General features: G+C 69.4%; 15 protein-coding genes. 9 read left to right on the forward strand and 6 right to left on the reverse strand.

Features of this window, described 5'->3' with window-relative positions; translation table 11 throughout:
• The first annotated feature begins 86 nt into the window (after positions 1 to 86).
• The 6 genes from ABD736_RS06900 to ABD736_RS06925 all read left to right on the forward strand — a co-directional run bounded on the left by ABD736_RS06900 (position 87) and on the right by ABD736_RS06925 (position 4,179).
• Entirely contained in the window at positions 87 to 590 is a 504-nt protein-coding gene (locus tag ABD736_RS06900) for a universal stress protein (protein ID WP_344791004.1), read from the forward strand.
• Positions 591 to 714: 124 nt separating this feature from the next.
• On the forward strand, positions 715 to 1,833 hold the full coding sequence (locus tag ABD736_RS06905) for a fatty acid desaturase family protein (RefSeq protein ID WP_344791005.1): 1,119 nt from the start codon (positions 715 to 717) through the stop codon (positions 1,831 to 1,833).
• 404 nt (positions 1,834 to 2,237) lie between these two features.
• Positions 2,238 to 2,447 (forward strand): cold-shock protein, encoded by a 210-nt coding sequence (locus ABD736_RS06910; protein WP_344791006.1) that lies wholly within the window; start codon positions 2,238 to 2,240, stop codon positions 2,445 to 2,447.
• A 179-nt stretch (positions 2,448 to 2,626) separates the two neighbouring features.
• Positions 2,627 to 2,794, forward strand: coding sequence for a hypothetical protein (locus tag ABD736_RS06915; protein ID WP_344791007.1), 168 nt, complete (start codon positions 2,627 to 2,629; stop codon positions 2,792 to 2,794).
• A 16-nt stretch (positions 2,795 to 2,810) separates the two neighbouring features.
• Complete coding sequence (locus tag ABD736_RS06920) at positions 2,811 to 3,743, forward strand: AraC family transcriptional regulator (RefSeq protein ID WP_344791008.1); 933 nt, start codon at positions 2,811 to 2,813, stop codon at positions 3,741 to 3,743.
• A 97-nt stretch (positions 3,744 to 3,840) separates the two neighbouring features.
• Positions 3,841 to 4,179: a DUF7882 family protein gene (locus ABD736_RS06925; RefSeq protein WP_344791009.1), complete on the forward strand. Its 339-nt coding sequence runs from the start codon at positions 3,841 to 3,843 to the stop codon at positions 4,177 to 4,179.
• Between the two features lie 34 nt (positions 4,180 to 4,213).
• On the opposite strand, the gene ABD736_RS06930 is transcribed toward ABD736_RS06925, so the two are convergent.
• The 3 genes from ABD736_RS06930 to ABD736_RS06940 are packed head-to-tail and all read right to left on the reverse strand — an operon-like array spanning position 4,214 to position 7,649.
• Positions 4,214 to 4,741 carry an HPP family protein gene (locus ABD736_RS06930; RefSeq protein ID WP_344791010.1) on the reverse strand — a complete coding sequence of 176 codons (528 nt, stop codon included), beginning with the start codon at positions 4,739 to 4,741 and terminating at the stop codon, positions 4,214 to 4,216.
• Positions 4,738 to 5,193: a hypothetical protein gene (locus ABD736_RS06935; protein WP_344791011.1), complete on the reverse strand. Its 456-nt coding sequence runs from the start codon at positions 5,191 to 5,193 to the stop codon at positions 4,738 to 4,740. Before ABD736_RS06935 ends, ABD736_RS06930 begins: the two co-directional genes overlap by 4 nt.
• Positions 5,190 to 7,649 carry a molybdopterin oxidoreductase family protein gene (locus tag ABD736_RS06940; protein ID WP_344791012.1) on the reverse strand — a complete coding sequence of 820 codons (2,460 nt, stop codon included), beginning with the start codon at positions 7,647 to 7,649 and terminating at the stop codon, positions 5,190 to 5,192. The genes ABD736_RS06935 and ABD736_RS06940 overlap by 4 nt, the downstream gene beginning before the upstream one ends.
• Before the next feature lie 144 nt (positions 7,650 to 7,793).
• Here ABD736_RS06940 and ABD736_RS06945 point away from each other — a divergent pair, with 144 nt between their 5' ends.
• The gene (locus tag ABD736_RS06945; RefSeq protein WP_344791013.1) at positions 7,794 to 8,768 is read left to right on the forward strand and encodes an aldo/keto reductase; all 975 of its coding nucleotides are present in this window, start codon (positions 7,794 to 7,796) and stop codon (positions 8,766 to 8,768) included.
• 4 nt (positions 8,769 to 8,772) lie between these two features.
• Here ABD736_RS06945 and ABD736_RS06950 read toward each other — a convergent pair whose 3' ends face one another.
• Genes ABD736_RS06950 through ABD736_RS06960 form a run of 3 tightly spaced genes read right to left on the reverse strand, consistent with a single transcriptional unit; the run spans position 8,773 to position 11,069 of the window.
• The gene (locus ABD736_RS06950; protein ID WP_344791014.1) at positions 8,773 to 9,453 is read right to left on the reverse strand and encodes a serine hydrolase; all 681 of its coding nucleotides are present in this window, start codon (positions 9,451 to 9,453) and stop codon (positions 8,773 to 8,775) included.
• A complete protein-coding gene (locus ABD736_RS06955) occupies positions 9,454 to 9,783 on the reverse strand; it encodes a peptidase (protein ID WP_344791015.1) in 330 nt (109 codons plus the stop codon).
• On the reverse strand, positions 9,780 to 11,069 hold the full coding sequence (locus ABD736_RS06960) for an inorganic phosphate transporter (protein WP_344791016.1): 1,290 nt from the start codon (positions 11,067 to 11,069) through the stop codon (positions 9,780 to 9,782). The genes ABD736_RS06955 and ABD736_RS06960 overlap by 4 nt, the downstream gene beginning before the upstream one ends.
• Positions 11,070 to 11,175: 106 nt before the next feature.
• On the opposite strand from ABD736_RS06960, the gene ABD736_RS06965 reads away from it, so the two are divergent.
• Together ABD736_RS06965 and ABD736_RS06970 are read left to right on the forward strand one after the other, a co-directional pair.
• Complete coding sequence (locus tag ABD736_RS06965) at positions 11,176 to 12,069, forward strand: fructosamine kinase family protein (protein WP_344791017.1); 894 nt, start codon at positions 11,176 to 11,178, stop codon at positions 12,067 to 12,069.
• 3 nt (positions 12,070 to 12,072) lie between these two features.
• Positions 12,073 to 12,489, forward strand: coding sequence for an arsenate reductase ArsC (locus ABD736_RS06970; RefSeq protein WP_344791018.1), 417 nt, complete (start codon positions 12,073 to 12,075; stop codon positions 12,487 to 12,489).
• The last annotated feature ends 98 nt before the right edge of the window (positions 12,490 to 12,587 follow it).

A 12,587-nucleotide genomic window follows, 5' to 3' on the forward strand; every position in this document is an offset into this window, starting at 1 on the left:
GTATGGTTCGCTCAGGTTGGATGCGCTAGACTCATCTCAGATACCAGATGTATGGCAATCCGGCCAGCAGAACAGAGAGGGATCTGATGAACGAGCACACCACCGTGAACCGCGAACTGGTCGTCGGCATCGACGGCTCGGCGGCGGCGATCGGCGCGCTGCGAGAGGGTCTGCGCCTGGCACAGGCGCTCGGCTGCAAGGTGCGCGTGATCACCGCGTGGAACTGGCCGGTCGGGCAGGGCTTCGTGCCCGGGCCGCCGATCAACTGGAACCCGGAGGCCGACTCGCTCGAGATCCTCGCGACGGCTCTCTCCAAGGTCGAGATCCCCGAGGGGGTCGAGGTCGTCACGCAGTCCGTCTACGGTGACGCCGCCGACATCCTCATCGAGGCGAGCCGCCACGCCGAGATGGTCGTGACCGGCTCTACCGGCGCGGGCATGGCGCGCGCGCTGTTCCTCGGCTCGGTGAGCACGCGGGTCGCACAGCGCGCGGCCTGCCCGGTGCTGGTCTGGCGCCCGATGGCCTCTCCGCTCGAGATGGTGACGCCGGCCGAAACGGCAGCGGAAGCCGAGATGACGCTCTCGAGCTGATACGCGCGATTGACAGGGGACTGCCGGGTTCGCCCGGCAGTTTCTCTGTAGCGTGGCACGCAACGATCGGCGGCTTGCCTTTTGTGTACAGGGCTTCTTTGGGCCGCGATCGAACGGGGGCCAGATGGCCGCACCTTTCACCACCGCCGAACTTCTCGAGGGTCGCCTCGGCGCCATCCGCACCACCACCGCGCGCGATCGCGACTTCGACGCGACCGCCTCATACACGGCGGTTTCCCGGGCGGTGAAGGCGGAAGGGCTGCTGCGCCGCGCGCGCTGGTTCTACGCGCTGCTCGCGGTCGGGCTGCTGGCCGCGACCGCCGGCGATGTGGTGGGAATGGTGCTGCTCGGGCCCAGCTGGTTCCAGCTGATCCTGGCCGGGGTGCTGGGTCTGATCCTCACGCAGTTCGCGTTCCTCGCCCATGAGGCGGCGCACAAGCAGATCCTCGCCTCGGGCCCCGCCAACGACCACCTCGGGCGCGTGCTCGGCACTTTCGTGATCGGCATGAGCTACGCGTGGTGGGTCAACAAGCACACGCGCCACCACGCGAACCCGAATCAGCTCGGCAAGGACCCGGACATCGCGTTCGACACGATTTCCTTCACCGAAGAGGATGCTTCGCGCCAGACGGGCCTGCTGGCCTGGATCACCCGCCGCCAGGGCTACCTGTTCTTCCCGCTGCTCACGCTCGAGGGGCTGAACCTGCACTGGACCTCGTTCAAGCTGCTCGGCCGCCCCGAGCCGGTGAAGCACCGCGTCACCGAGATCGCCCTGATCGCCGCGCGCTTCGGGCTCTACCTCGGCCTGCTGTTCTGGTTCCTGCCGCCCGGCATCGCCGGGGCGTTCCTCGGGGTGCAGCTCGCCGTCTTCGGCATCTACATGGGCGCCTCGTTCGCACCGAACCACAAGGGAATGCCCATCATCCCGGCATCCGTCAAACTCGACTTCTTCTCGAAGCAGGTGCGCACCTCGCGCAATGTCGCGGGCGGCTGGTGGGCGACGGCCCTGTTCGGCGGTCTCAACTACCAGGTCGAGCACCACCTCTTCCCCAACATGCCGCGCCCGCGACTCGCCAAAGCGCGCATTATCGTGCGCGCGCACTGCGAAGCCAGCGGCATCCCGTACACTGAGACGACACTGGCGCAGTCATACGCCATCGTCATCGCCTATCTCAACAGGGTCGGGCTGCAGGCGCGAGATCCTTTCGCCTGCCCCGTCATCGCACAGTACCGGCGCGCATAGCGCCCTGATCTTCCCGCGGCACCCGACCAGCGTCGGCCGGGCCGCGGCTCACGAAACGACTTCTGATTTACCTCTCTGCTTCACCTTCCGCTTCACCGCACGTTCTCGCTTCGGCCGCGCCCGTCTGGCGCCAGGCCAGCGACGACGTCCACGTCGCGACGATCCTCGGCGAGTTCGCCGGCTTCGTCGCGCTCTCCGGCGACGGTTACGCGCTGCACGACGCACGCTCGACCGTGCGCGGGGTCTTCCCCAGCTTGGAGCTCGCATGCCAGGCTCTCAGCAACGAAGTTTTCGACGTGCCGCACGACGCAGCGCAGCACGTCCCGCTACGTCCGCGACGGCGCCGTCGCCGCGGAACGCCGGATCGCAACAGCGGTCCGGGAACACGAAAGAAAGATGACGAAATGGCCACCGGCACCGTCAAATGGTTCAACTCGGAGAAGGGCTACGGCTTCATCTCCCCCGACGACGGCTCGGCCGACGTCTTCGCCCACTTCTCCGCCATCGCGGGCGGCGGCTTCCGCAACCTCGAAGAGGGGCAGAAGGTCGAGTTCGACACCGAGCGCGGTCAGAAGGGCCCGCAGGCTGCGAACATCCGCCCCGCTCAGGCCTGAGCGCACTGCACCGAAGTGACCGGCGGGGCTTCCCCGCCGGTCACTTCGTGCGTCACGGCACCTTGACCCCTTAGAGCCTTCGGCCGGGGTAGGTCAATGGGGTGCCGCGCCGCCGTGCTTTCTGCATACGGTCGAAGGCACCCGGCGAATCGAGAAGTAAAGAACAGGGGGTCACCGCCATGACCCAGCCAGACGCCAGCACCCCAGACGTCTGCCCCATCTGTGGAACCACCCTCGTGGAACGCGGCCACGCGCTGTACTGCGGCAACTGCGATCTGTACTACGAGGAAGACGAGCACCTCGGCGGGGGTGGTGGTCAGGGCAGCGGCGCAGAACCGCAGACCTGAGCACGGAAATACCTGCATGATCATTGACGAGTCGTTTCAGACGAGCGATATCGGCCATGCCGAGGCGATGGCTCGACGCATCTACCCTCGCGCCGAGTTGCGCGAGTCCACCGGCGTCCCGTTCCGGTACGAGCACCTCGCACGCGGTGAAGACGGCGTCACCTTCGCACGGTTCAAGATCGACTCGACGATGGACATCGCGGTCGACTTCGACCGCGTCGCGGCCTTCGGCGTGCACGTCGCCGGCCGCTACAACGTCGAGTCGAACGGCGACCACGTCGATACCTCGCAGCCGTTCCTCTTCACGCCGGGCCCCGGCAGCTCCCTCTCGGAGCAGCTCGACGTGCTGACCGTGAACATCGACACCGACGTGCTCGCCCGTTCCGCGGCCCAGCGCCTCGGAGTAGACCACGCGCATCTGCGCTTCGGCAGGCATGAGCCGAAGTCCCCTGTGCTGCGCTCGCACTGGCTGCGCACCGTGAACTACGTGTGGAACAGCGTGATCCAGGTTCCGGACGTGTTCGAGAACGACGCGATCCGGGCGTCGACGCTCGAGACCGTGGTGACGGCCGCCCTTGCCGCCTTCCCGATCGAGGTGTCAGAGACCGCGCGCAACTTCGACTTCGCGTCGTCCGCAGCAGTGCGCCGCGCGAAGGCGTTCATCGAGAACAACGCCGACCAGGCCCTCACCGTCGCGCAGATCGCCGAAGCCGCGCGCATCTCGGTGCGAGCGCTGCAGCTCGGCTTCCAGCGCGAGCTCGACACGACCCCGATGGGCCACCTCCGCGACGTGCGCCTCGACGCCGCGCGCCGCGAGCTCGCTGCGGCGGGCGACGACGTGCGCGTCGCCGACATCGCGCGCCGATGGGCGTTCGCGAACCTCGGCCGATTCGCGGCGCAGTACCGCACGCGATTCGGCGAGAACCCGGGCGATACCCTGCGCCGCTGACCAGAAGCGGTTACGCATCCCGTACAGCAGATGCGTCAACAGGACAACCCCCACGCGCCGATTATGTCGCGGCGCCTCCTCAAGTGATGGTGAACACGTGGCACGACTCATCTACGGCGCAAGCGAAGGCTTTGAATTCGACGAGCGCACCCTGGCGCACCTCAAGATCGCGATCACCGCGAAGCTGCGGGTGCGTGAATCGTTCCTGCTCAACTGGGTCGTGCCTGCGGACAAGGGCTCGGGCCGCATGAGCCTGTGGATCTCGCCGGAGGTCCCGCTGATCTTCGTCTTCCACGGCTCCAAGCCGCCGCAGCTCAACAAGACCTGGATCGACGCGATGTCGCGCTCCGCGCACGGCATCCGCGGCATGACGGTGATGGCCGAGAACGAGGCAGAGGCCTACCTGCGCGCCGCCGGCGCTCCCGCCGCGCCGTAGAGTCCAGCTCTGCCCGACGGGCCGCACAAGGTCGTCAGCGCACGCCGCGGCGCAGAAGCAGGTTGCAGCCCCAGCCGAGAATCGTGATCAGGACGACGGACGCCGCCATCTCGAGCAGTGCGGGCGGCTTGTCGAGGATGCCGAGGCTGACGATCAGCGCGGTGGCACCTGCCGGCGGGTGCGGAAGCTGCACGAGCTGCAGCACCAGCATCGTGACACCGACCGCGACGGCGCCCGAGAGCACATACGCGGAAGTCAGCCCCTGGATCGGTGCCGGCTGTGCCGAAGTCAGTCCGAAGACCACCACGCACAGATACCCGACGAGCAGCGCCACCGCATGACCGATCACCGCGTTGAGCGGGCGAGAGGACAGATGCGTGGGGGCGCCGAAGAAGAGCATGACGGTCGGTCCGAGGCTCGGAAACAGCCACGGCTGTTTGAGCAGGAGGCCCACACCCCCGGCGATCGCCAGCACGACCGCGCACAGCACCGCGCTGAGGATCGCGTCGCGGGAACCGACCCGCTCACGGCCCCAAAGCGCGCTCTCCCGGGGCGCAGTCATGATGCCGCCACCAGCGTCTGCGGCGCCGCGACCTTGAGGCGCGTGCGCAGCCACGCGAGCTGCACCTCGGTCTGCGCGAGTGCGCTCGAGACGACCGAGAGCAGCTCCTCGTCGCGCAGTGCCTTGGCCGCCTGCTGCACCAGGGTCCAGGTCATCTCCACAAGGGATGCCAGCACGAAGACGTCGTGCAGGTCGCGCAGCAGCCCGAGCGGGCCGCTGCGCGCCTGTGCCATCGCCTCGAACCGCCGATCCGCCTCGGCAGCCTCCGCCCGCCCGTAGCGCTCGACCACGGGTGCGAGCGCCTCGGCGTGCTGGTCGCACTGCTGCGCCAGCGTGCTGCAGGTATGGAAGATATCGGCGTCGTCGGCGTGCCCCCGCCCCACGACGCGGAAGCTCGCGGCGAGCGCGGTCTCACTCGTCTCGAGCAGCTCGAGATACACGGGCAGTTTCATGAGCGCGCCATCCCTGCGGTCTGCAGCCGCTCCTCGGCTTCGGCCTCGGCACCGCCCACGGTGACCGGAACGCCGTCGGGTTCGGCCGGCCGAGAGGCGGTCGTGGTCGGCGCCGGCGCCGGGGCGCTGCCCCCCGCCACCTTCTCGACCCGCACCGCCGCGACCTTGAAGATCGGCTGCTTCGAGACCGGGTCCCATTCGGTGATGGTCAGTTCGTTCGCGGCCGTGGGCTGCTCCCCCGGCCCCGCCTTTCCGCCCTGCCAGTAGCCGTAATGGAACGGCGCGAAGACCGTGCCCGGCCGCACCTCGCCGACCCGCGCAGGCACGACCAGCTCGCCACGTGGCGAGGTGACGCGGACGAGGTCTCCTTCGCGGATGCCGAGGGCCGAAGCATCCGGCACCGCCAATTCGACCCATGCGCGCGGCGCGGCGCGATCCAGCTGCCGCGCGCGTGCCGTACGCGTGCGGGTGTGGAACTGGTAGGCCGTGCGCCCCGTCGTGAAGCGCAGCGGGTAGTCCTCACCGGGCACCTCGTGCGGCGACGTGTACCCGGCGGGCTTCAGAATCGCGCGGCCGTCGACGCGCATCGCCGAGTATGTGTCGGGCGGCACGCTCGCCCCGGTGAGCAGGTCGTGGCCGTAGGTCTCGGCGACGTCCATACCGGTGCGGAAAACGGCATCGGTGTAGAGCCGCGCCGTGCCGTCGGGGTGCTCGTCGTTGCACGGCCAGCGCACGCCGCCCGCCCTCAGCTTCTCGTAGCTCAGCCCCGAGTAGTCGCACAGCTTGCCGCGCGAGCACTCCTGCCAGGCGCGGAAGCCGTCCTCCGGCGAGGACCAGTCGAGCAGCGGCGCACCGTCGTCGCGGCGGAAGTCCATGCGCCGTGCGTAGTCGAGGAAGATCTCGAGGTCGCTGCGCGCCTGCCCGGGCGGCTCGACGGCTTTGTCGGACAGGTGCACCGTGCGGTCGGCGTTCGTGAACGCGCCCTGCTTCTCGCCCCAGCCCGCGGCCGGCAGCACGACGTCGGCGAGCATCGCCGTCTCGGTCAGATAGAGGTCCTGCACGACGAGGAACAGCTCAGGTCTGCCCAGGATCGCGCGGATGCGCGGCGACTCCGGCATCGATACCGCCGGGTTCGTGGCCGAGACCCACAGGAATCCGATACTCCCCTGCTCCGCGTAGCGGAAGATCTGCATCGCATGCGTCGGCGGCGCCCAGTGCGGGATCTTCGCCGGCTCGACGCCCCACAGCCGCGCGAGCTCGGCCACATGCTGCTCGTTCTCCCAGTTCCGGAAACCGGGCAGATCGCCGTCAGCGCCCGTCTCGCGCGCGTTCTGCGCGGTGGGCTGGCCGTTCATCTGCAGGATGCCGCAGCCGGGCTTGCCGAGCAGCCCGCGCAGCAGGTGCAGGTTGTTCACCTGGCATGACGACGCGGTGGCGTGGGATGCCTGATAGAAGCCCTGCAGCACCGTCGACAGCAGTCGCTCGCTCGTGCCGATGATCTCGGCCGCGCGGCGCACGTCATCGGCCGCGACGCCGCAGACCTGGGCGACGGATTCCGGATCCCACGGCGCGACGGCCGCGCGCAGTTCGTCGACACCGACGGTGTGGGCGTCGACGTAGGCGTGGTCGATCCAGTCGTGCTCGAACAGCTCGCGCACCAGCCCGTTCATGAGCGCGAGATTCGTGCCGGGGTGGATCGCGAGGTGCACGTCGGCCAGCCGCGCGACCTCGGTCTCGCGCGGGTCGACACAGATCAGCTGCGGTCGGTCCGGGCCCGCCAGCCGGTCGAGGATGCGCGCCCACAGCACCGTCTGCGTCTCGGCCACGTTGTGCCCATAGAGCGCGATGGCGTCGCATTCGTCGATGTCCTCATAGCAGCCGGGCTGACCGTCTGAGCCGAAACTCTCCTTCAAGGCGGCGGCCGCCGTCGCCGTGCACAGGCGGGTGTTGCCGTCCATGTGCGGCGTGCCGATGCCCGCCTTCCCGATGATCGCGAGCGCGTAATACTCCTCGAGGAACAGCTGGCCGCTCGTGTAGAAGCCGTGGCTCAGCGGCCCCTTCTCTTCCAGCAGCGCACGACTCTTCTCGACGATGCGCCCCATCGCGGTGTCCCAGTCGGTCTCGACGAGCTCGCCGTCGGCGCCGCGGATCAGCGGCGTGGTCAGCCGGTCGCCACCCTGCATGCCCTGCCAGCTGCCGAAGAGGCCCTTCGGCCCGAGGCGGCCGTGGTTCACGGCATCCCGCGCGCGCCCGCGCACGCCCACCATGCGCCCGTCTTTCACCGCGATGTCGAGCGCACAGCCGTTGCTGCACAGGGTGCAGGCGGATACCACCCACCGTTCGACCTCGGACTCGCTGACGCCCTCCGCGAGCTTCTGGTCCACGCGCACGGGCCAGGCCGTCCCGCGCGCGAACGGGGTGCGACCACCCCAGATGTCGGCGATGCGATCGGGCATCCTCGTCCTCCCATCGATCCTGGCGGGGCGGTACCCGACAGCGGCGCGCGGCACTCGCGCCCGATGCGCCGCCATTGCGGCATCCGATCAATGCATACGCAATTCCCATGATCGAAAACGGATGCCTCGTAGCAGGCTGGGGACGTGGAATATACGAACCTCGGACGCTCAGGACTCTCCGTCTCGCGCATCGTGCTCGGCACGATGAACTTCGGCCCCCAGACCAGCGAGGCCGACTCGCACGCCATCATGGACACAGCCCGCGAGCACGGCATCAACTTCTTCGACACGGCCAACGTCTACGGCGGCCCGGACCACCGCGGGCACACCGAAGAGATCGTGGGCAGGTGGTTCGCGCAGGGCGGCGGCCGCCGCGAGCGCACCGTGCTCGCCACGAAGCTCTACGGCGACATGTGGGACGGGTACCCGAACGGCGGGAAGCTGTCGGCCTTCAACATCCGCGGCGCCATCGATGCGAGCCTCACGCGGCTGCAGACCGACCACATCGACCTGATCCAGTTCCACCACATCGACCGCGACACCCCGTGGGACGAGATCTGGCAGGCCATCGAGACCGCCGTGGCGCAGGGCAAGGTCATCTACGCGGGCTCGAGCAATTTCGCCGGCTGGCACATTGCGCAGGCGCAAGAGGCCGCGAAAGCCCGGCACTTCACCGGGCTCGTCAGCGAACAGTCGCTCTACAACCTGCTGCAGCGCGACCTCGAGCGCGAGGTGATCCCGGCGGCGCAGCACTACGGGCTCGGCATCATCCCGTGGTCGCCGCTGCAGGGCGGCGTCCTCGGCGGCATCATCGCGAAGCAGGCGGATGCCGCGCGGCGCAACACCGGCCGCTCCGCCGAGGCCGTCGAGAGCCGGCGCGACCAGCTCGTCGCCTACGAGGACCTCGCGCGTGAACTCGGCATCGAGCCGGCGCAGCTCGGCCTCGCGTGGCTGCTGCATCAGCCCGCCGTGACCGGCCCGATCGTCGGCCCGCGCACGATGGCGCAGCTCACGAGCGCGATCGGCGCCGTCGACGTGGCGCTCGACGACGCGGTGCTCGCCCGCCTCGACGAGATCTTCCCCGGCTACAAGACGGCACCGGAGGACTACGCCTGGTGAGCGCTTAGCGGGCCGGGTCGCGAGCGAGCCGGCGGGGCAGCACGGATGCCGCAACCCGCCGGATCTCGCCGAGACCCTCTCTTCCGGCGAAGCCTGAGGTGCACACCGCGAGCACGACGAAGTCGCCGTCGGGAGACCCGACGAACGCGACGTCGTGATCGATGCCGTCGACCCAGCCCGACTTCGAGCCCCAGCCGACGCCCGGGCGCACCTCGTCGCCGATCACCGCGAACTCCTGCGCCCGCAGGGCTTCGAGCATCACCTCTCGGCTCTCAGGCGAGGTCAGCCGGCCGGTGACGATCGCGTGCAGCAGGCGCGCGAGGCCGAGCGGAGTGACCTCGTTCGTGAGGCCGGCCGCGGTCGCCGCCTCGTCGCCGATGAGCCGCTCCATGCGGCATCCGTCTGCTCCGGCATCCGCCAGCACCCGCGAAATCGCGGCGAGCCCGAGCCGCGCGGCCACGACGTTCGTCGCCTCGTTCGACGACCGCGCGATCATGTCCATGACGAGCGAGCGCACCGGCTGCGGCAGCGGCGTCGACCAGCTGAGCTCGCCGGCGTCGACGGCGTGCGCCGCCGCGGCCATCACGGCGAGCTTGATCGTCGAGGCCGCGTAGAACACGTCGTGCTCACCATCGGCAGCGAGCACGCGACCCGTCGCGTCGAGCAGGCAGTAGGCGACGGTCACCTAGTGAAAATACGGCACGATCAGGTAGATGCCGTAGAGCACGACGATGCCGGCCAGCGAGAACAACGCGTAGGCCGCGATCAGCGCGAGGCGCTTCACGGCCGGTGAATACGGATTCCTCTTCCTGGCCTTCTTGACCTGCTTGGCCTCTTTCTTCACCTGCTTCGGCGAGAGCACCGTGATCGCCTCTTCGAAGGCGACGGGCGGCACGTACGGCGTGCGGCCCGCGACCGCCAGCATTCTGAGGCCGAGGGCGTAGAGGCTGACGACGACCGCCGCACCGACGAGCGACGCGATCAGCACCTCGACGAAGGCGAGCCAGTCGATCATCGCTGCTCCTCCCCAGCGGCGGGCCGCTGCTCCTGAGCTTCGGAATCACGGTTCGCGCCGTCCTGGGCGGCCCGATCGCGCTCGATGGACTCTTCGATGGCCGCCTCGAGCTCCGGCTCGAGGCGCGCGATGGCGATGGCGAGTGCGGCCGTCTCGGCCACCTCCGCTTCGGCGTGGGCGACGTGGTCGGCCATGACGCGGCGGCGGGCGTTGATGCGGAACACGACCACGATCACGATGACCGCGATGACCAGGTCGATGACGAGTCCCGCCGTCCCGAGCCGCGCGATCACCGCGGTCGCGCCGCCGACGACCGCCGCCACCGGCAGCGTGAACAGCCACCCCAGCGCGATGCGGCCCGCCGTGCCCCAGCGCACGCTGGTGTCGCTGCGGCCGAGGCCCGAGCCGATGACCGAGCCCGAGGCGACCTGCGTGGTCGAGAGCGCGAACCCGAGGTGCGACGAGGCCAGGATCGTGGCCGCCGTGCTGGTCTCGGCGGCGAAGCCCTGCGCCGGCTTGACGTCGGTGAGCCCGGTGCCGAGCGTGCGGATGATCCGCCAGCCGCCCGTGTAGGTCCCCGTCGCGATCGCGAGCGCGCACAGCAGGATGACCCACCACTGCGGGCCCGGGTGCCCCGCCGACTGCAGATCGGCCGAGATGAGCAGCAGTGTGATCACGCCCATCGTCTTCTGGGCGTCGTTCGTTCCGTGCGACAGCGCGACAAGCGACGAGGAGAAGATCTGCGCGTAGCGGAAGCCGCTGCGCCCGTCGGGCAATCCGTCGTTGCGGTGCGTGATGCGATAGGCCAGCCGCGTCGAGCAGTAGGCGACGAGCCCGGCGACCACCGGTGAGAGCAGGGCGGGCAGCACGATCTTGCCGAGCAGCACGCTGTAGTCGATCGAGCCGACATCCCACGTGCCGACGATCGTCGCGCCGATGAGGCCGCCGAACAGCGCGTGGCTGGACGACGAAGGGATGCCCCACAGCCACGTCACCAGGTTCCAGGTGATGGCCCCGACGAGGCCCGCGAGCACCAGCGGGGGCGTGATCGCCACCGCGCCGCCCTCGCCCCTGATGAGGCCGCCCGAGATGGTCTGCGCCACCTCGGTCGAGAGGAACGCGCCGACCAGGTTCAGCACCGCGGCCAGAGCAACCGCCGTACGCGGTTTCAACGCTCCGGTCGCAATCGGCGTCGCCATCGCGTTCGCCGTGTCGTGGAATCCGTTCGTGAAATCGAAGAACAGGGCCAACGCGATCACGAGGACGACGATGAGCGTCAGATCCACGCGAAGACTTTCACTCGCACCATGGAACGCTATCGCAGGCGGGCACCGACAGGTCACCCATCGTTCACTCCGCGTTCAGCCCACGGGTTCCGCTAGCGTCGACGGCGTGACCGACGTCGACACGCTCTCGCCCGACCTGCTGCCCGAGGGCCTCGAGGTGCGGCACTCCCGGCCCTTGACCGGCGGCACCGCGAATCCGGTCTGGCGCTGCGAGCTCGCCGACGGGCGGGAGGTGGTCGTCAAGGTCGCGCGTGAGGACCAGCCGGACCTCAGCGAGATCGAGGCGGAGGGCCTCAGGGCGCTCAGCGAGCTGGGAGGCCTGCCGACACCGCGCGTGATCGCCTTCTCGCCACGCACGCTCATCCTCGAGGCGATCGGCGATGGCTCGCTGCCGCCGGATGACGGGGATTTCTGGGCGGATGCCGGGCGCGCGGTCGCCCGCCTGCACGCCGTGCGCAGTGAGCGCTTCGGCTGGGCCCGCGACGGGTGGCTGGGCCAGTACCGGCAGCAGAATGCGTGGGATGCCGACGGCCACCGCTTCTTCGCCGAGAAGCGCATCCTGAGCTTCCTCGACAAGCCGGGGGCGGAGGCGGCGCTCGACGCTGCCGACCGCGCCGGCCTCGAGCGCCTCTGCACCCGCCTGCCCGAGCTCGTCCCCGATACGGGCGCGGTGCTCACCCACGGCGACCTCTGGCGCAACAATCTGATCGCGGGACCCACGGCCGACGGGCACCACACCGAGCCGGTGTTCATCGACCCCGCCGTGAGCTACGCCTGGGCGGAGACCGATGTGTCGATGATGCTGCTCTCCGGTGCGAGCGTGCCCGAGAGCTTCTTCAGCGCGTATCAGGAGCTGCGGCCGCTCGATGCCGAGTGGCGCGAGCAGGCCCGCATCCTCAACCTGCGCGAGCTGCTGTCGATGATCGCGACCTTCGGCCACGGCGCCGGGAACGCGGAGCGCATCGCCGAGCTGCGCGCGATCGTGCGCCGTTACGCTTGACGGGTGACCGAAGCTCAGGCATCCGCGCACCCCAATGTCCTGTTCGTGTGCGTGCACAACGCCGGCCGATCGCAGATGGCCGCGGGCTTCCTCAACGCGATCGCCGGCGATCGCGTGAACGTGTTCTCGGCGGGCAGCGAGCCGGCCGATCGTCTCAACCCCGTCGCCGTCGCGGCCATGGCCGAGGTCGGAGTCGACATTGCGGCGAACGAGCCCAAGATCCTGACGACGGATGCCGTGCGCGAGTCCGACGTCGTGATCACGATGGGCTGCGGCGACACCTGCCCGATCTTCCCCGGCAAGCGCTATGAGGACTGGGAGCTCGACGACCCGGCCGGCCTGCCGATCGACCAGGTGCGCCCGATTCGCGACGAGATCAAGCGGCGCGTCGAGGCGCTCGTCGCCGAGCTGACCGCGTAGCGGCCCGGCCGGCGGCTCTTGACACCACTGCGAGGGCCGGGCCAGGTTGACCCTAGGGGGCCGCGCGAAGGCGTGCGGCTGTGAAGGGGTCATCATGG

Origin of the sequence: Gryllotalpicola daejeonensis (genome assembly GCF_039538145.1) — a bacterium.
Lineage (GTDB): Bacteria > Actinomycetota > Actinomycetes > Actinomycetales > Microbacteriaceae > Gryllotalpicola > Gryllotalpicola daejeonensis.